This window comes from Prevotella sp. C0026C3 (genome assembly GCF_056590795.1).
The window spans coordinates 1-19270 of record NZ_JBWPWW010000022.1 but is presented as its reverse complement, the minus strand read 5'-3'; the positions used below and the strand labels follow the sequence as shown (position 1 = coordinate 19270).

Annotated in this window: 14 protein-coding genes and 5 tRNA genes; 10 read left to right on the top strand and 9 right to left on the bottom strand. The window is 43.5% G+C overall.

Going from position 1 to position 19270, the window contains the following annotated elements:
- Window positions 1–20 precede the first annotated feature (20 nt).
- Genes AC1EK4_RS10815 through AC1EK4_RS10800 form a run of 4 tightly spaced genes read left to right on the top strand, consistent with a single transcriptional unit; the run spans window position 21 to window position 3553 of the window.
- The gene (locus AC1EK4_RS10815) at window positions 21–503 is read left to right on the top strand and encodes an SPOR domain-containing protein (RefSeq protein ID WP_036897357.1); all 483 of its coding nucleotides are present in this window, start codon (window positions 21–23) and stop codon (window positions 501–503) included.
- Window positions 504–519: 16 nt separating this feature from the next.
- Window positions 520–939: a Holliday junction resolvase RuvX gene (gene ruvX, locus AC1EK4_RS10810; protein ID WP_036897355.1), complete on the top strand. Its 420-nt coding sequence runs from the start codon at window positions 520–522 to the stop codon at window positions 937–939.
- Window positions 940–985: 46 nt separating this feature from the next.
- The gene (def, locus tag AC1EK4_RS10805) at window positions 986–1549 is read left to right on the top strand and encodes a peptide deformylase (protein ID WP_036897351.1); all 564 of its coding nucleotides are present in this window, start codon (window positions 986–988) and stop codon (window positions 1547–1549) included.
- A gap of 18 nt (window positions 1550–1567) precedes the next feature.
- On the top strand, window positions 1568–3553 hold the full coding sequence (locus AC1EK4_RS10800) for a tetratricopeptide repeat protein (protein ID WP_480358231.1): 1986 nt from the start codon (window positions 1568–1570) through the stop codon (window positions 3551–3553).
- A gap of 46 nt (window positions 3554–3599) precedes the next feature.
- On the opposite strand, the gene AC1EK4_RS10795 is transcribed toward AC1EK4_RS10800, so the two are convergent.
- Together AC1EK4_RS10795 and AC1EK4_RS10790 are read right to left on the bottom strand one after the other, a co-directional pair.
- A tRNA-Lys gene (locus AC1EK4_RS10795) sits at window positions 3600–3672 on the bottom strand.
- An 18-nt stretch (window positions 3673–3690) separates the two neighbouring features.
- Window positions 3691–3766 (bottom strand) — tRNA-Lys (locus AC1EK4_RS10790).
- 110 nt (window positions 3767–3876) lie between these two features.
- On the opposite strand from AC1EK4_RS10790, the gene AC1EK4_RS10785 reads away from it, so the two are divergent.
- Window positions 3877–4068, top strand: a complete 192-nt coding sequence (locus tag AC1EK4_RS10785) for a glycoside hydrolase family 2 protein (RefSeq protein WP_255347963.1) — start codon at window positions 3877–3879, stop codon at window positions 4066–4068.
- Window positions 4069–4322: 254 nt separating this feature from the next.
- On the opposite strand, the gene AC1EK4_RS10780 is transcribed toward AC1EK4_RS10785, so the two are convergent.
- The 7 genes from AC1EK4_RS10780 to AC1EK4_RS10750 all read right to left on the bottom strand — a co-directional run bounded on the left by AC1EK4_RS10780 (window position 4323) and on the right by AC1EK4_RS10750 (window position 9688).
- A tRNA-Gly gene (locus tag AC1EK4_RS10780) sits at window positions 4323–4395 on the bottom strand.
- A 5-nt stretch (window positions 4396–4400) separates the two neighbouring features.
- Window positions 4401–4473 (bottom strand) — tRNA-Thr (locus AC1EK4_RS10775).
- Between the two features lie 121 nt (window positions 4474–4594).
- The gene (locus AC1EK4_RS10770) at window positions 4595–5239 is read right to left on the bottom strand and encodes an HD domain-containing protein (protein WP_036897381.1); all 645 of its coding nucleotides are present in this window, start codon (window positions 5237–5239) and stop codon (window positions 4595–4597) included.
- Between the two features lie 10 nt (window positions 5240–5249).
- Window positions 5250–6155 (bottom strand): 1,4-dihydroxy-2-naphthoate octaprenyltransferase, encoded by a 906-nt coding sequence (menA, locus tag AC1EK4_RS10765; protein ID WP_036897346.1) that lies wholly within the window; start codon window positions 6153–6155, stop codon window positions 5250–5252.
- Between the two features lie 24 nt (window positions 6156–6179).
- The gene (locus tag AC1EK4_RS10760; RefSeq protein WP_480358229.1) at window positions 6180–8510 is read right to left on the bottom strand and encodes a putative porin; all 2331 of its coding nucleotides are present in this window, start codon (window positions 8508–8510) and stop codon (window positions 6180–6182) included.
- Complete coding sequence (locus AC1EK4_RS10755) at window positions 8507–8761, bottom strand: hypothetical protein (RefSeq protein ID WP_036897341.1); 255 nt, start codon at window positions 8759–8761, stop codon at window positions 8507–8509. The genes AC1EK4_RS10760 and AC1EK4_RS10755 overlap by 4 nt, the downstream gene beginning before the upstream one ends.
- A gap of 12 nt (window positions 8762–8773) precedes the next feature.
- Window positions 8774–9688, bottom strand: coding sequence for a DUF4468 domain-containing protein (locus AC1EK4_RS10750; RefSeq protein WP_036897338.1), 915 nt, complete (start codon window positions 9686–9688; stop codon window positions 8774–8776).
- Between the two features lie 403 nt (window positions 9689–10091).
- Between AC1EK4_RS10750 and AC1EK4_RS10745 the strand changes: the two genes are divergently transcribed.
- From AC1EK4_RS10745 to AC1EK4_RS10725, 5 genes are all read left to right on the top strand, one after another.
- A tRNA-Ser gene (locus AC1EK4_RS10745) sits at window positions 10092–10179 on the top strand.
- 295 nt (window positions 10180–10474) lie between these two features.
- Window positions 10475–13639, top strand: coding sequence for a SusC/RagA family TonB-linked outer membrane protein (locus AC1EK4_RS10740; protein ID WP_480358239.1), 3165 nt, complete (start codon window positions 10475–10477; stop codon window positions 13637–13639).
- 14 nt (window positions 13640–13653) lie between these two features.
- Window positions 13654–15357, top strand: a complete 1704-nt coding sequence (locus AC1EK4_RS10735) for a RagB/SusD family nutrient uptake outer membrane protein (protein WP_062433013.1) — start codon at window positions 13654–13656, stop codon at window positions 15355–15357.
- 45 nt (window positions 15358–15402) lie between these two features.
- Window positions 15403–17490, top strand: coding sequence for a beta-glucuronidase LacZ4 (gene lacZ4 / locus AC1EK4_RS10730; RefSeq protein WP_480358237.1), 2088 nt, complete (start codon window positions 15403–15405; stop codon window positions 17488–17490).
- 8 nt (window positions 17491–17498) lie between these two features.
- Complete coding sequence (locus tag AC1EK4_RS10725) at window positions 17499–19034, top strand: sulfatase family protein (protein ID WP_036897330.1); 1536 nt, start codon at window positions 17499–17501, stop codon at window positions 19032–19034.
- The last annotated feature ends 236 nt before the right edge of the window (window positions 19035–19270 follow it).

Here is a 19270-nt window from a genome sequence, read left to right as displayed (position 1 = left end):
TCGTCTAAACAATAAGAAATATGAAGAAGTATATGGTAGCATGTGCCGGACTATGTGTGGCATTGGCTTTTACAAGTTGTAAATCGAGTGAAAGTGCTTATAAGAAAGCTTATGAAAGAGCTAAAGCACAGGAACAGACAACAACCGAACCAGAGACAACTACTCCGACAGTGACACCAGTAACACAGCAGCCTGTAACCCAAACTACGGTTGTAGACAATGCTGATAACGCTACCGTGCGCCGTGAGAACTATGCAGTAGTGAGTGGCCCGGCTATTAACGGATTCGGTGTGGTAGTTGGTTCTTTCTCTTTGAAGGCTAACGCTGAAGGACTTCAGAGCACATTGCAGTCTGCAGGTTATACCCCATCTATCGTGTTTAACAGCGAACGCGGTATGTATCGTGTTGTAGCAACGTCTTTTGCGTCTAAGAGTGATGCTGTTCGTAGTCGTGACGACTTGCGTAGTAAGTATCCCGATGCATGGTTGCTCTTTAAAAAGTAAACCATACATATACTGAGTGGGACGTATACTTGCTATAGATTACGGTAAGAAACGTACAGGACTTGCAGTCACCGATCCGTTAAAACTTATTGCTAACGGATTGGCGACTGTTTCTACGTCTGAACTATTCGACTATCTCCAACAGTATATTGGACGCGAGCCGGTGGAGCAATTGGTCATAGGTAAGCCTATGCAAACCAATGGATTGCCGAGCGAGAACCTACAGCGTGTGCAGCAATTTGTCAATCGTTGGCGCAATGCTCATCCCGAAATTCCCATCGACTATTATGATGAACGGTTCACATCGGTGCTTGCTCATCGCGTGTTGATAGAAAGTGGAGTGGGGAAGAAAGTCAGAAGGGAGAACAAAGGACTGGTAGATGAAATCAGCGCGACTATTATCTTGCAGGATTATATGTCGAGCCGTAGGCTATAAGGCCGAATAAACACAGAAACAACAAAAAATAAATTAGAACGAGAAAGTGATATTACCCATTTATACTTATGGTCAGGGTGTGCTTCGTAAAGTGACAGAAGACATCACACCTGATTATCCTGAACTTGACAAACTCATTGCCGACATGTTTGAAACGCTTACAGCTAGCGAAGGTGTAGGGCTTGCCGCACCGCAGATAGGAAAAGCTATTCGCTTGGCGGTGATTGATTTGGATGTGTTGAGTGGTGATTTACCCGAATATAAAGACTTCCGTCATGCTTACATCAATCCCCATATCTTGGAGATAGACGAAACTTCTAAGAAGGTGACGATGGAAGAGGGATGCCTCTCGATTCCCGGTATTCACGAGGGAGTGCCACGTTATTCGCGCATTCGCGTGAAGTGGATGGATCCTGATTTTACCGAGCATGAGGAATGGATAGATGGTTATTTGGCTCGTGTCATGCAACATGAGTTTGACCATTTGGATGGAAAAATGTTTGTAGACCATCTGACTCCATTCCGTAAACAGATTATCAGTAGTAAATTAAAGTCCATTGTCAAGGGCAAATTCAGTTGCAGTTATCGCGTAAAGGTAGCTCGCAAATAAGATAATTCTTAGTTTGCGATGATGAAGAATAGAAAACTTGTAGTCTTGATATTGTTCTTGTGGTGTACCGTTTCTATGCGAGCGCAGTACAACACGAACAGACTTTTAATCTCAGCAGAGATTGCATTGGACTATCATGACTATGTGGTTGCTATTCAGCATTGCAACAATATTCTTTCGGGGAAACCGTATCTGTACCAGCCTTGGTATTATCGGGGAGTGGCCAAAGAGTGTTTGGGTGATTATGCTGGGGCAGAAAGTGACTTTACGGAGGCTGTCAAACTGAATCCCTACATCTATCAGATATTCAATTTTCGTGCGGAGAGCCGCATGAATCAAGATAAGTTTCAAGATGCCATCGCCGATTTTGATGCGGCATTGAAGCTGAATCCCGATCAGAAAGGAAGTTGGTTTAATCGTGCTTATGCTCGCTATAGAAGTAAAGATGTAGAGAAAGCACGCGAAGATTTAAAATATGTCATCAAACGGTGGCCTAGTATGCCCAATGCTTATGGCTTGATGACAGAAACATATTTGAATGCCAACGACACGGCTACGGCTTCACGGTGGTTGGAAAAGACGTTGAAGGTGAATCCATACGATGGCAACTCGTGGTCTATCGTGGGGCGCTTGAATCTTCAACGTAAGAATTGGGCTGCGGCAGAGAAGGCTTTCTCCAGTGCTATTCATTATACTCCGAAGGTTGTCAACAACTATACTTACCGTGCAATGACACGCGTCAATCTCAATAAATTGCGTCAAGCAATGGATGATTACGACCGTGCAATCAGCATGAATGGTAATAATTTTATTGCACATTACAACCGCGGATTGCTCAGACAGACATTGGGAGATGATAACCGTGCTATAGAAGATTTTAATTATGTGCTTGGTTTGGAGCCCGATAATTTATTGGCGCTTTATAATCGTGCAATCCTATTGGACCGAACGGGTGATTATCGGGCTGCTATTCGAGATTATTCGCGGGTAATAGAGAAGTTCCCAAACTTTTGGAATGGTTTGACGAGTCGTGCCAACTGTTATCGTAGACTCGGTATGACGGCCAAAGCGGAACTAGATGAGTTTAGGGTATTGAAGCGACAGATGGATAAACACGTGGGTATCCAGCAACGTTGGTCGCGTAGTAAACTTCGTCAAGTACGCAAAATGAGCGATATTGACGTTGAGAAGTACGACCAATGGGTGGTTCAAGACAATGAGGTGACGACACCGGAATATAAGAATGAATATCGTGGAAACGTACAAGATAGAAATGTGGAAGTAGAGTATATGCCGATGTTCTTGCTGTCTTATATGCCTTATAAGAATGGTATTAACAGCTATCAATTGGTTGATCGCGATGTGGAGACATTCAATCGAACGATTCGTCCAACTTTGCCGGTATATATTTCTTGCAAGTCCAATGCGTTGACGCAGGAACAGTCGCGTCGGTATTTTGTCGCTATTGATAGCTTGACGACGCGAATCTCTGATATCAAGAATTACAATCAGGTAGCCACTTTGCTTTTTCAACGTGCTGTAGCCCACGCAAGTACGCACAATTTTTCGGAAGCTTTGAACGATATTAACGATTATATGACCATGGATTCGGTCTCGGTATTGGCCTATTGGCAGCGTGGAGTGTGCCAAGCCATGATGTCTAATTATGCTCAAAGTAATGGGAATGATTTGAAAGTTGTTCTAGGTAAGTCGCTTGATGACCTGCGACGAGCTTCTGGAATGGCCGGAGAGAAAAATGCATTCGTCATCTATGACATTGCCAATCTACATGCTATGCAGCGTAATTATAATGATGCTATTGATACATATACACAAGCCATTACGCTGAATCCTAGTCTTGCGGAAGCTTATTTCAATCGTGGATTGACTTATATCTTTAGTGGTAATAAGTCGAAAGGGCTTGCTGATTTGAGCAAGGCCGGTGAACTAGGTATCTATGATGCTTACAGTGTGATGAAGAAATACGCTTCGGAAAAACATTAAACTTACGGGAATAAAAAAAGAGAAACATCGAAATGTTTCTCTCTTGTGCGCCCTTAGGGACTCGAACCCTAGACCCACTGATTAAGAGTCAGTTGCTCTACCAGCTGAGCTAAGGGCGCGTTGCTCTGCCTTTTGTGTGGTGCGCCCTTAGGGACTCGAACCCTAGACCCACTGATTAAGAGTCAGTTGCTCTACCAACTGAGCTAAGGGCGCATTCTCTATCCAGCGAAATGAGCATTTCTGAATAGCGAGTGCAAAGGTAATGCGTTTTTCGTTAACCTGCAAATGTTTCTCGTGTTTTTTGCCAAAAAATCGGCTTAAAGGTGCAGAACACTGCACTTATGGTGCGCTTGAATCTTAAGGGAAATGATGGCGAACAGATTCTACCTGTTATCTATAGTGATAATTATTTTCATCTAATGCCGTCGGAGTCTAAGACTATTACTATCACATGGAATAATCAAGACTCCCGTGGGTGTACTCCTGTTATAGACGTAAGTGGTTTTAATATGTGATGTATTAAGTTAAAGTTACTTCTTGGGGCTCAGTTTTATTAACTGAGTCCCTTTTTTAGTTTGATCATCATGCTTCTGTGGCTGAAAGTAGTCTTGCTATAAAGTTCTAAAAAGCCAAACTATATCTTAGACTACAGCCCACATAAATACGCATAATTATGCCTCATTTTGACATTTCAGCGCTTAAACATATATAAAAACAAGGGATTTTTGCTTGTTACAAAAACTTTGTAACTACTTGATAAACAACGAAGAGCGGTAAACGAGACTCGAACTCGCGACTTTTGGCTTGGGAAGCCAACGCTCTACCAACTGAGCTATTACCGCTTGTGAGCCGATACCCGGACTCGAACCGGGGACCTATTCATTACGAATGAATTGCTCTACCAACTGAGCCATATCGGCATCAACATGCAGATTGCATCTCTCTGTGTAGATGTGAGTGCAAAAGTAGTCTTTTTTTTTAGATTGACCAAACTTCCTGTAAACTTTTTGAGCGTTGAAATTGAAGAACAAAAAACGAGGGTTAAGCTTGTTTTTGCTCTGCAATCTCTTGGTCGTATATACGGTCGAACTGCGTTCTAAGAGCTGGTTCAATGGCTATTATATCTCGTATCTCCTTGAGATTCTTCTCGTTCGGGCTATTCCTAATCCATAGATGGATGTACCCACTGGCAGAGTACTTCTCCTGCATGTGCGATTTGAAGCGTTCCCATTGTGCTTCCTTGTCAAATTCCGGATGCTGTTCCAGTCCGAATTGTACAGCTCGTGTGAATACTGTATCGGGTTCTAAATCGCGGTCGGCCTCTGCTACTATTTTGCCATAGATGCTTCGTGGTGCATGACTGGCACTTGCTCTGTGGTCTTCCACGGCCTCTTTCATAATCTTGATTTGCTCCGGTGAGAACCATTTCTTGAGTCTTGCATCGGCCAAAAGTATCTTTCCTCCAGTGATATGATGGATGGCGCGAGGTCCCTTCATGCCCAAGTCATGGTAGGCAGCAATGGCATACGACATGTTGATATTGGCTCCTACGGTTTTGGCAAGCAGCAAACTATTTTTGATAACCCGATTGACATGACCTAGTCCATGACTTCTTCCGAATTCATTATAGCGCGGGAGAATGTTTTGCTCAACAAACTCCATCAACTCCAAATCTACGTTTTCTATAACCATATTATTATAATAGGAGACTTAAGGAAGTCAATACACCATATATAAACATATTACGTGCCGTTTGTCCCAAAATGAGATTAAGGGTCTTACCACGATTTATTTCTACCATCTTGCGCCATGTACGTGTATGCATGATGAGGTAAATAGCAGGTAAACCAATTGCTACTAAATGGACATCAACCATCCATAGTACTATGATATTCAGTGCTACAGCTACCCATCCACACGCCAAATACAGCCACTCGGTATTCTTTTCACCTATCATGGTGACCAATGTGTGCTTTCCGGCAGCCATGTCGTTCTTCCTATCGCGATAGTTGTTCACGAGCAACAGGGTATCAATGACAAGTCCGCAGGCTATTGAGGCAATGAATACTGGCCATGTAATGTCTGTTGTTACCAGATAATAGGTACAGCAAACCGGTATGATGCCGAAAAAGACAAGTACTAATATGTCACCCATACCAATATAGGAAAGATTCGTGGTGTATAGAAAACAAAAGACTACACACAGCAATCCCACGACGACCATCTCAATCCCGCCATACCATATAAGAGGTAATCCAATCAGACAAGCTATGAGCGTAGTGACGATTAAGCCCTTTTTCATGGCTTCAGGTGTTATCCATCCCTGCGCACAAGCCCTTCGAGGACCGAGTCGGGTATCATCGTCATTACCTCTGATAAAATCAAAATAATCGTTGATGAAGTTTGCATCGATTTGCATTGTGAATGCGAAGAGCAGACAAAGGATGGCAGGTACAGTCCTGAACAGCCCTTGTTCCATGTGCATAGCAGCCATAGCTATGGCCACCATGATAGGAACTGCTGCTCCCGTCAAGGTCTTTGGCCGCGACGCCAACATCCATGCTTTCAGTGAATTTATCTTGATTCCGTTCTGTCCTTCCATGATAAACTGACTCCGGTATATTGATTAATTGAAGAAGTTCCAACTAACACCGAATCTCAATAGGCTTCCGTTCAGTGGGTGATGAGGTGTCAAGAAGTAGTTTCTCGTACCACTTCCAGCGTTTACATGACTGTACATCACGAAGAATCGAGTATGTTTCAGGTGGAAATTGGCATATACGTTTACGATAGGGTAGTTGCCTATCTTCACTCTGCTATCCTCGCCTGTGGTGTTGGTATTCGTTTGTACGGCATATTGACCAAGTGCCGGACTGTAGTCGGGAGCATAGTACGAAGTGAAATAACGGGCATCGGCTCCGAAGTCACAGTTCAATACACGGGCTATCTTGAATCTCAGATAGAGGTTGGTATAAGCATTCAATGTTGGGAGAGGGAGTACATCGCTTTTGCTCGACTTCTGATATGTGATGACACTCTCCCAATTTATCGGGCCGAAAGTGAAATCTTGGCTCAGTTCTGCTGTTAATACATTGATGGCACCACTGTGTTGTTTCACTGCCACGGCATTGGCTGTACGCATATTTTCACCTGCAGTGTAACTTTGGGCGAAATAAGTATAGTTCTTCAGATTGTCGGCAGATACTCGCAAGAGTGTCCGTGTCTTTTTAATAGATAACGCACCTTGTAACCTTGTATGCAGTATCTTGCTCATGTTATCGTTGTCCCACCAGAAGTGACGGGCATGATAATGGCGATAATAGAAGGTAGGGTTGTTGCGGTGGAAGAAGCCCGATGCAGCGAGTTGAACCGTATCTCCGAGAAATTTGAAGTTCAGGTCTGCCGTGGCATCCAGCTTTAATTGTCCTGCATCCTTACCTGCCAACCACGTCTCTAACACGGCATTGTAGTGCAACATCTTCCCTTGGGTCTTATTCAACTGTGCCCCCACGCTGATATTATGCTCGTTGTAGGTGTCCACACCCTCGGCCGAGGGTAGGGTGAAGTGGCGCATGTCGCTTGTCAAGAAACCTTTCAAGCCTGCCTTGGCATACTTGTTGAATCCCTCTAACAGCGAGATGGCGAATGTGTTCTTCAACTCGTAGTGGCGTGTAGCATCGTAGATGGAGTCACCCCCTAGTCGCTCTTGGGCTTTGTATGTGTTGGCGTAGAAGTTCTCCGGTGTATTATAGGCCTGATAGATGCGCCGTGCATAGTCGAATTGCAGGGTATGGATGAAGCTCGTTACAGGCACATATTCGTTTTTCAACCATGTTGTATCTTCTTTAGCCTTGTTAGCTACAGCTATCAAACTGTCTGCATGTTGTTGTCCGTTCACCTTGATTCGCTCGCTGTTTTGGTCTTCTTTTACAGGCTCATTGCCCATTACCTTTGCGTCGTCTGGTCGTCCGGCAAAGGTCACGGGTTCTTTTTCCTCTTCGTTTCTTCTTCGTTTAGGTTCATCGGCAAGTCCCTCTTTTTCTTTAGCTTTCCTTAGCTCTTGCTCTTTTTTCGATGCAAGAGCAAATTTGCGTGCCTTGATTTCATCCTCGCTCATAGGTACCTTGCGGTTGAATCCTAGGCTATATCGCTGCGAGAAGAATATATGTTGGTTGTCGTTTCGATTCCAGTTTTTAGACAGGGCGGTCGGTATCTCGTCGGTGGAGTAGTTATCGGTGAAACTCTCCGGGTGCTTGATATAGTTGTCGTTGGTGATACCACCGTTCTCGGCCACCTTTTGATGGTTGGTCGAAAAGAGCAAGTGAGCCTGATAACGGTCGGCTATATAGCTGCCATACATGGTATAACCAAAGTGCGATGTACTCTGATTGGCATAAAAACCGCGTCCATAGAGATAGTCCAAATTGAATCCTACTCCCAATTTCTTGCCCGCATTGACTCCGAATTTTGCAGTAAAATGATCCTCACCATTGATTTTCCCACCGCCTGTATTGTAAGTTAGATTGGTGAAAGGAGACAAGGTGTTGGTAAATTGGAATTTGTCTACGGGTATCACGAAGAAGTCGTAGGGGGCCGTAAAGATAAACTGTCCTATTTCGGGACGGTCTATAAATACCCGATGGATGCGTGGTGCGCCAAGATTTCCTGTGGTATTGTATTCGCCTCTTAATCCCGTCGTGAAGTTGGTATTCATGTACATGTGGGAGAGGGTATCCAACTTGGCAGACTGCATGTCTCCAAAGCGCGAATCCACCGTCCACACTTTGATGCCTTTGGGAATCTCTTTGTGGCTGCCAAGACTGTCAGCCTGATTCTTCTTATTCCTCGTACTGATGTTTCCACTAGCGTCTATTTGGTTGAATTCGTTGTCGTCAAACTGTGCTAGTGCGACTCCCGAGACGCACAATAGACATAGTGTGATGAATATTTTTCTCATTTATGGAACATTCGTAATGCGACCTCAATGAACTTAATCACTACGCCTGCCAGCATGACAATGATGGCAATGTTTTTCTGCATCGTGAAGAGATACATGCAAACACCGATGATAGCTAGTACCATGAAGCAGATGTTGAGTATGTTTCTCAACTTGAATAGAGAATCTCTTGTGTCGATACGCTCCATACGATGCTTGGGTCTGACAGCTATTTGCTCTTCTGTCGTGTGTTCCTTATTATCCTGTGTCATACTTGTCTCTTTTTATCTTAATGCTCCTGCTAATACTGTGAAAATCTCATTCTTGCGGTCTATGGTGCCTCTTCTGAACTTTCCGGTCAGTTTGACAAGCTTTGTACCGGCCTTGTTTAGACACTTCTTGTCTGTAATCAAGTCTTCGGCCGACGATTTGAAACCTGTCGGGCGGTCGGCCTCATACGAATAGTTCATGCGTTCCATTGAGATGTGGGCGCGTCCATCTTCGCATTTGGCAACCAATATGTAGTTGAATTCGGTTCTGTCTACCGAAAGGAAGTTGTTGCTGAAGACCATCCATTCCTTGAATTTGCCTGCAATCACATTCTCATCTTCATTGACAAGAGCCATACGACTGTCTATTTGGCCATCTTCTGTCATCAATTCTTGCATTCTTTCGTATAGCAATTGATAGATTTCCTTGGCACTTTTACCGTTTGCTTCAAGTTCTGTCTCAAACACCACCTTGCCATCTACTTCAGGAACTGCGCCTGTCAGATAGCTTTGTGCTTCTGCTTGCTGTGCAGCAACAGCTGTTTCTTTCTTCTTATCTACGGCTTTGGTAGGAGCTGTAGGTACTATCCACCCTCTCTTGACATCACTGGTAGTTTTCTTCATTGTGCCCTCATCGGTTGGCTGTGTAACTGGTTTTTCTATTTTTGTAGCCGGTATTACAGTCTTTTGAGCCGGTGTTAATGGGGTAGCCGGTATTGTTTTTGTAGGTGTAGACTCTCCTGTTTCTGCTTTTATTTTAGCCAATTTCTTTTGCAGCTTAGCTGCTTTCTTAGCTTCTTTGATGGCTTGTTTAGCTATTTTTTGAGCCTTTTTGGCTTCTTCTAGTTGCTGTTTAGCATTTTCTACGACGGTTTGCGCTTGCATGCCTAGTGACAAACACAACATGATGGCAGTGAAAATCTTTTTCATTAGCTGATGTTTTAAACTAGTAATAATAGGCAAAGTTAGTAAAAAAGATGAGAGATGGGGATATAAAGAAAATGGAATAGACTAACTTAACCATTATTAACGCTTTGGTGCAGAGCCTCGGCAGTCTTGCTGTTCTGCCTATGCAGTATCGCTGTTTGGCTGTGGCAGGAATACTGCCTTGCCCCTGCAGTTTGATAGTAGATAAGTTAACGAGTAAACAAGTAGACGAGTTCTTGGGTGGAGAGTGGTGAGTTAGGAGTGAGAAGTGATAAGTTATAGGTGTGAATTAGAGTACTTATTTATGTTAAAAACTCTCAAACCTGATGTTACTATCTACTTTTTAGCTCGTTATATGCCGGAAATCGCTAAAAAAGTAATACTTTTGCACCGCTTTATAATACAAGGAGAGGTGCTCGAGTGGTTGAAGAGGCACGCCTGGAAAGCGTGTAAACCCCTAAAGGGTTTCGTAGGTTCGAATCCTATTCTCTCCGCAGTTCAAGTATGATAATTAATCCATTATGTAATTATCAGTCCTCTTTCAGCCTTTTTCTTATTATAGAATTATTTGATATTCATAAGATTCGTCGTTTGGTTTCCTTATGGTTGTCAACGATGACGGCTATTCTTCGTGCTGGGAATTATCGTATAATGAATAGGAAAAATACGATTTTGTACATTGTTTGTACGATTTTGGACTTTCATTTTCTGCATATTTTATATATTTGCAACCATAATTATCGATGAAATAACACTAACCTAAATAATTTATAGTCTATGGATTTATTCATGACCAATTCATTTTTACGACGATTGTGCCTTGGTTCTGTAATGGCCTTTCCGTCTGTTACAATGTTTGCAGGGGGGGCTATTCCCACCTTCAATACTGCTGTTATTCAGTCTCCTATGCAGAAGACCGTTACGGTTAAGGGAACTTTGACAGATGCTTCCGGCCCAATGATTGGGGCGACAATTCTAGAAAAGGGAACATCCAATGGTGTAATCTCTGATTTAGATGGTAAATTCTCTATTCGTGTATCATCTCCTAATGCCGTATTGGTGGTATCCAGTGTAGGCTATCTCACCAAGGAAGTGAAGGTAGGTGGACGTGAGAGTATTAATATTGTATTGGAAGAAGACCGTCAAACCTTGAATGAGGTAGTGGTAGTAGGTTATGGTACGCAGAAGAAAGTGAACATGACAGGTTCTGTTTCTGCTGTCAATGTAGCCGAAATGGCTAAGAGTCGTCCTATCACGAATGTTTCTCAAGCTTTGGCCGGAGTCGCTGCCGGTGTGTCGGTGATGTCAAACAACAACCAGCCGGGTAACGACAACGCTTCTATTTTGGTTCGTGGTCAGGGTACGTTGAATAGTTCTGCACCTCTTATTATTATTGATGGAACCGAAGCCGGTATCAATACTGTGAATCCACAGGATATAGAATCGGTATCAGTATTGAAAGATGCAGCTTCTTCTGCCATCTATGGTTCGCGTGCAGCTAATGGTGTTATCCTTATTACTACGAAGTCTGGTAAGCGCGGTAAACTTACTGTTGACTACAATGGCTATGTGTCTTTTGAGTCAATTCGTAAGACATTGACCCCTGTATCAAACTATGCCGACTACATGGGAATCATCAATGAAGGTTATAAGAACAGTAAAAAGTCTGAACCATTTACCCAAGACGTGATTGATGCTTGGCGCAATGATGGTGGTAAGGATCCATTGAAGTATCCTAATACCAACTGGATTGATGAGACGTTTAAGACAGCTGCTTCTACCAATCATGCCATTTCTGTATCCGGAGGTTCTGAGAAAATTCGTTTCTATGGCTCATTTGGCTATCTGAATAATCCGGGTGTCATGTACAATGCGGGCTTTAAGAAGTACAGCGGACGTCTGAACTTGGATGCCGACGTGACTAAATGGTTGAATATCGGTATGCATATTAACGGTTATGTATCGGATATGGAACCGGGTAATAATGAGATTGATAATGTCTTTAAGTATACATCAGCCACCACACCGGGTATGGTTTTCCGTGCTCCTGATGGTCGTTTTGGTGCCATGAACAATGAGCAAGACGCTGCTCAGTGTGCTAATAATAACCCTTTGGTACGCGCTTTCAAGTGGGCAGGAAACAATCGTAAGAATAATTTCCACCCTCGTTTCACTGCTACCTTGAAACCGATGACGGGCTTGTCTCTTGCATTGAGCTATTCATACGAGCTAGTAGACCAAGAAATTTCGCGCAAGCCTGTATTGTTAGAGAGTTGGAATTTCCAAACCGAAAAGGTTACTGCTACCACTAAGTCTAGATATTCTTATTATAATTATGACGGTAAAACAGAGCGCTATTTCAATGATGCTGTGTTGCGTTATGAGAATAAGTTGTTCAAGAACCAACTGTCTTTCAATGTGATGTTGGGTGCCAGCCAAGAGCTATATAGAAGTAAACACTTCAATGTTTCAAAGCAAGATTTGATTGATTTGAGCATGGATGCACTCGATGGAGCGACCGGTCAAGCCAGCGCCGGAGGTAATAAGACCGAGTGGGCGATGCGCTCTTACTTCAGTCGTTTGAATTTAAACTGGCAAGATAAGTATCTTTTTGAGTTTAATCTTCGTGCCGATGGTTCTTCTCGATTCCAGTCTAACAAGCGTTGGGGATACTTCCCCTCAGCTTCTGCTGCATGGCGTATTGATCAAGAAAAGTTTATGGAAGCTGCTTCCAGCACTTATTTGAGCAACTTGAAGCTCCGTGTTTCATACGGTTCTTTGGGTAATAACGCTGTCGGAAACTACGATTCTCAGTCGCTTTATACAAGTAATGCCGGTGGTTACAACTATGTATTAGGTAATTCAATGGTTACCGGTATGGCCATGAAGGCACTTGCTAATCCGCTATTGACATGGGAAACGACAAAGGTATTCGACATTGGTTTGGACTTTGGTTTCTTCAATAACCGTCTTACCGGTACTATTGACTACTTTAATAAGCGCACAACCGACATCTTGATTAATCTACCTGCACCCAACGTACATGGTATTACGTCTCTTCCAAAGACCAATAGTGCCATCGTTACCAATAAGGGTTTAGAGTTAACATTGGGTTGGCAAGACCATATTAATGATTTCACATACGGTATCACAGGTAACCTTACCTATGTCACCAACAATGTTGATAAATTTAAGGGTACTGATAAAGGTGGTCAATCTATCAACGGTGCCAACCTAATTTGGGAAGGTCACAGCATTAATTCACAGTATTTGTTGCGTGTAGACCGTCTGTTACAGACCGATGAAGACATGAAGTTGGTACAGCAGATGATAGATAATGCACCGGTAGACGAAAATGGTAAAAAGAAAAATCCGTTTGCTGCATTCGGTACACCCCAAAAGGGAGACCTCCTTTATAAGGATGTTAATGGTGATGGAATTATCGATAACCAAGATAAAGAAATCGTCAGCGATGGTCCAAATCCCAAGTTCCTCTTCGGTCTTAATTTGAATGCATCTTGGAAGGGATTCGATTTCTCTGCCTTGATTCAGGGAGCTATGGGTGCAAAAGTATTCTGGCAACACGATGCTTACAATACTCCTAGTGTACGTATCGGCTATCAGTTGAACAGTGATGTTGTTAAGGGACGTTGGACAGAAGGCCGTACTGATGCCACATACCCACGTCTTTTGGAGTACCAAGACCGTCGTAATATCCAGACAAGCGACTTCTTCCTTGAGGATAAGAGCTTCGTTAAGATTCGCAATATCCAGTTGGGTTATACCATTAATCAGAAGTTGACCAGAAAGATCGGTCTCGAACGTCTGCGCTTTTATGGCAGTTTAGAGAACTTCTTTACTTTCACCAACTACAGAGGATTCGATCCTGAAGTCAGCGGAATGGCTTATCCTTCTATGAAGCAGGCTGTACTTGGTATCAACTTATCATTCTAATAAATTCTAAGAACATGAAAAAGATTTATTCTATTATACTAGGTCTGCCCCTTATCCTAACGTTGTCGGGATGCTATGACCTCGGACGTGTACCGGCAGACCAAATGAATGCTTCTCAATTCTACCAGAATGAAGAGCAGACAAAAGAGGCTATGATGGCCGTATATAGCAACATGCAAAACGACCATGCGTTCGGAATGCACTTTGCTATGGATGGTTTGGGTGGTATATCTATGGGGTATGGTGTGTATGCTTACCAGAATTTCCAAACCGGTAGGTATGATGTGAACAACAATTGGATTCTCAATAAGTGGACATATCTGTACGAAGGTGTTGCAAGAGCAAACAATGTGTTGCAGAATGTGGACAAGGCTAACATGTCAGACGACTTGAAGAAGCAGTATAAGGCGGAAGCTAAGTTCATGCGTGCATTGTATTATTTCACCTTGATGGACTTCTTTGGTGAAGTGCCTATCTATGATGAGACGCTCGTTATTACCGATAGCTACAGCGATATGAAGAAGCCACGTAACTCGATGGACGAAGTTCGTAAGTTTATATTGGATGACTTAACCGAAGCTTCAAACGGTTTACCGGAGAAGTGGGGCAAATCTGACATGGGACGCGCAACTAAATATGCGGCTGTTGCTTTGATGGGTAAGGTGTATCTTTATGCAAAAGACTATACCAAAGCATCCGAAAACTTCAAGAAAGTCATCGATAGTAAACTCTATGCATTGTACGATGACTATGCAGGATTGTTCAAACCGGGTGGTGACGAAAGCTCTGAGATGATATTTGCAGTTCAGAATATGGGTGGAGTTGGTACCGATCATGGTATGCCGATGGCATTCTATATGGGTTCTCGTGAAACCTTCGGAAGCTGCTGGAATAATGTGATGGTTTCTCCGTATTTCGTAGATTCGTACGAATATAAGACTGGTGAGCCTTTTGATATGGAGAAGTTATTCCCCGGAATCACGAAAGATAATAAGGTGAAAATTGCTACATTCCGCGCAACTCTGAAGGATGGTAAGGTTGTAAAATACCCGGCAGCCAAGGATAAATTGCTTGAGATGTATAAGCAGCGTGATCCACGTATGATGGCAACAGTTATCTTACCTTATACGCGCTATGCTGGTTGGTATGCCAATGCACCCGAAGATTGCGAATTTATCATAGCTACCGGTATTAACAGCGGTAATGGTTATATCCGTCCAAATCAGAACTATGAGACATATCTTTGGCGTAAGTTCGTACCCGAAGGTAATATGGGTGGTGCTATCAACAACCGTCAACATACACCTATCAACTTCCCATTGATTCGTTATGCCGATGTTTTGTTGATGCAGGCTGAGTGCCTGAATGAACTCGGACAGCAGGATGAGGCCGTGAAACTTATCAATGAAGTACGTAATCGTCCTAGTGTTAAGATGCCTGGAATCAATAGTGGTCCTGACTATTTGAAAGCTACTACGAAGGAAGAAGTCTTCAAGCGTATTCGTCATGAGCGTGCCGTTGAGTTCGCTGGAGAAGGTTTGAGTTTCAGCGATATGAAGCGTTGGAAGACACTTGAAGAACTCGATGGTCGTAAAGAAAGCGACATTACAGGAAAATATCGTTATACCCGTTCTGTAAAATCGAGAGATTATCTCTGGCCTATTCCCGGACCTGAGAGAGAAAAGAACTCTGCTTTGACGCAGAATCCCGATTGGTAAGATATGAATATAGATGATAGAACTTTATTGCAAAGCCGAGGCAGCATGGCTGCCAAGGCCTTGCAGCATCGTAGCGAAGGCTTTGCAGCAGCCCTGCAGAGCCTTTGCAGCATTGTATTGTTTGGTGTATTGTTGTGCTATTCTGTTCCGATGCAGGCGCAACGTAGTTATCAATCCTTAAACGAAAAGTGGCAATTCCGCTTCTCTCATCAGGTACAAAAGGGGAGTGGAACATTGGTTGATCTCCCACATACGTGGAATGCCACAGATGCTTTGAGTGGTAAGCCCGACTATAAACGTGGTATCGGCAACTATACCAAGAAGTTTTTTATTCCTCAAGAGTGGAGTAGCAAGCGCTTGTTCATCCGTTTTGAAGGAGCAAACAGTGTGGCTCACGTCTTTATTAATGGCAAGTTCTTGGGCGAACATCGCGGTGGTTATACGGCCTTTATCTTCGAGTTGACCGATAAGGTTGACTACGGAAAGGATAATACAGTCCTCGTTCGTGTGAACAATGCTGAAGATTTGAGTGTGATGCCACTGGTGGGCGACTTCAACTTCTATGGTGGTATCTATCGTGGAGTGTCGTTGTTGTTGACCGAGAAGACTTGTATCTCGCCTCTAGACCATGCCTCGCCGGGTGTATATCTCCAGCAAGAGCATGTCAGTGCAGCCTCGGCTCATGTCAATGCACGCGTAGTTCTCTCCAATTCAAGCGCTGAAATCAGCAAGGCTCAAGTGCGCTTGACCGTCTCTGATGGTTTGAAAGAGATTTTGAAGGAAACAAAATCGGTGGATATTGCAGCCAAAACCGACTTGCAAACACTCGATATTCCCTTTACTATCAATAAGCCCCGACTATGGAATGGTTGCTCCAATCCATTTATGTATCGGGTTAATATTTCGCTATGGGATGGTCAGCGAAAGATAGATGAAGTAGAACAACCATTAGGTATTCGCAGTTATTATTTTGATGCTAACCAAGGATTCTTCCTCAATGGCAGATATTTGCCTTTACATGGTGTATGCCGTCATCAGGAAAGAGCGGTTGTTGGCAATGCCTTGACTCCTCAGCATATAGAAGAAGATGTGGCTCTTATGCGCGAGATGGGTGTCAATGCTGTGCGCTTAGCTCATTATCCACAGTCTACTTATACCTATGATATGATGGATAAGACTGGCATTTTGGCATGGGCAGAGATACCCTTTGTAGGTCCCGGAGGATATGCCGATAAGGGCTTTGTAGATACCAAAGCTTTTCGAGATAACGGAAAACAGCAGTTGCGTGAGTTGATTCGACAGAACTATAATCATCCTAGTATCTTTGTATGGGGACTGTTCAACGAGTTGAAATATTTCGGTGATAACCCCGTGGAGTATGTGAAAGAGTTGAATATTTTGGCTCATCAAGAAGACCATACACGTCCTACTACCTGTGCGAGCAATCAAGATGGTGACATGAATTTCATCACCGATGTCATGTCGTGGAATCGTTATGATGGCTGGTATGGTTCAACTCCTAAGTCACTAGCCACTTATTTGGACAAGATGCATGCCACCTATCCGAAATTATGTATCGGTATTAGTGAGTATGGAGCAGGTGCAAGCATCCGTCAACAGCAAGATTCGTTGAAGCAACCGATACCTACGAGTATGTGGCATCCGGAGAATTGGCAGACTTATTACCACATGGCTAACTGGGATATTCTCTCTCATCGTCCATTTGTATGGGGTACGTTTGTGTGGAATATGTTTGACTTCGGAGCGGCACATCGTACCGAAGGCGACCGCATAGGTATCAATGATAAAGGATTGGTAACCCACGATCGCAAGACGAAGAAAGATGCTTACTTTTTCTATAAAGCGAATTGGAATCCCGAACCAATGGTTTATATAGCCGGAAAGCGTGCCAAAGAGCGCACTCATCGCCAAACCGAGGTTCTCGTTTTCTCTAATTGCAAGGTGGTAACATTGTCGCTCAATGGCAAGAAAGTGGCTACACAGCGTCCTGATTCCATGAATGTATGCCGGTTCCAGGTGTCATTACAAGATGGACAAAATACGCTTCAGGCTGTTGGAGCAGATAAGAAGATAAAACTATCTGATACTTGTGAATGGATTTTAAATAAATAAACCTATCAATGAAGAATAAGACAAACAAAATATTATGTGGTCTGATGCTTGCACCATACACCTTGTGTGCGGCCGCACAGACCGACAATCGCCCCAATGTAATCTATGTATTTCCCGACCAATTACGTAATTGTGCGCTGAACTTCTGGTCGCAAGAAGGCTTTAGAGACAATGTTAACTTCAAAGCCGACCCCACGCATACACCGCATATCGACCGTTTTGCGCGAGAATCGGTGGTACTCACATCGGCTCAAAGCAATTTCCCTTTGAGTAGTCCGCACCGTGGTAGTCTTTTAACGGGCATGTACCCAAATCGCAGTGGTGTATCGCTCAATTGCAATTCCGACCGTCCGAATAGTTATATTCGCGAGTCGACGACCTGTATAGGCGACGTGTTCAGTAGCAATGGATACGATTGTGCCTATATCGGAAAGCTGCATACCGATCGTCCGGAGAGGAATGATCCAGATCGTCCCGGCCAGTATGTACAAGATGCGAACCCTGTGTGGGATGCCTTTACGCCCGTAGAGCGCCGCCACGGATTCAACTATTGGTATTCTTACGGAACGTTTGACCAGCATAAGAATCCCCATTATTGGGATAATAAAGGCGTGAAACATGAGCCACATGAGTGGTCACCGATACACGAAGCCAAGGTGGCTGCAGCCTATATTCGCAATCAAGCCAATGTAAGAGACACGAAGAAACCTTTCTTTATGATGGTTGCGATGAACCCGCCTCACAGTCCTTATCGCTCAATGGACGACTGTATGCCCGAAGACTATGCACTCTATGCCAACAAACCGATAGATAGTTTGCTCATTCGACCGAATGCAAATCTACATATGGATAAGGTAAAATCGGCAGCATATTACTTTGCTTCGGTGTCGGGCGTAGACCGTGCGTTCGGTATGATACTCGATGCGTTGAAGGAAGCTGGGCTTGATAAGAATACTATTGTCATCTTCTCATCAGACCACGGAGAGACCATGTGTAGTCAGAATACCGACGACCCCAAGAATTCACCGTATACAGAGGCGATGAATATTCCGTTTATCGTGCGTTATCCGGGACATCTCACTCCACGTGTAGACCCATTGTTGATGTCTTCTCCAGATATTATGCCCACAGTATTGGGTTTAGCCGGACTTGGAAAAGACATTCCATCAACGGTTCAAGGGCGCGATTATTCGGATCTGCTCAGTCATGAGAACTTGAAAGCTAAGCGTCCGGATGCAGCTCTCTATATCCAAAATGTGAATGGGGAGAAAGATGCTGCGGGCAAGACAATAGACTATTTCCCATCGGCACGAGGCATCAAGACGGCGCAATATACGCTGGCTATCTTTATAGATAAGAAGTACAGAGTGAAACAAACATTGTTCTTCGACGACCAAAACGACCCTTATCAGCAGCATAATTTGGATGTAAATGCGCATAAAGCTGTTTATAAGAAGTTGTTTAAGCGCATGACGCAGTTATTGAAAGAGGTGGATGATCCTTGGTATTCCAAAGGAATCGTGAAGAAACTCAAGAATAAATAGGGATTATAGAAATTGCGTTTGTAGAATCAAATTGTAGTAACAATAGCCCGGAGGGCTACCCATTCATAGCCGGAGACTGTTGAGCGAAAGCGAAGATAGTCTCCGGCTTGTTTGTGAGTCAAAGTTCCAATCTGATAAGACTACCCGTGTCTATATTTAATTATTACTGTCCGGTAAACCTTTTCCACATATAAAAGTTAAGGGCTAAAATCCGTATTTGGATTTCAGCCCTTTTT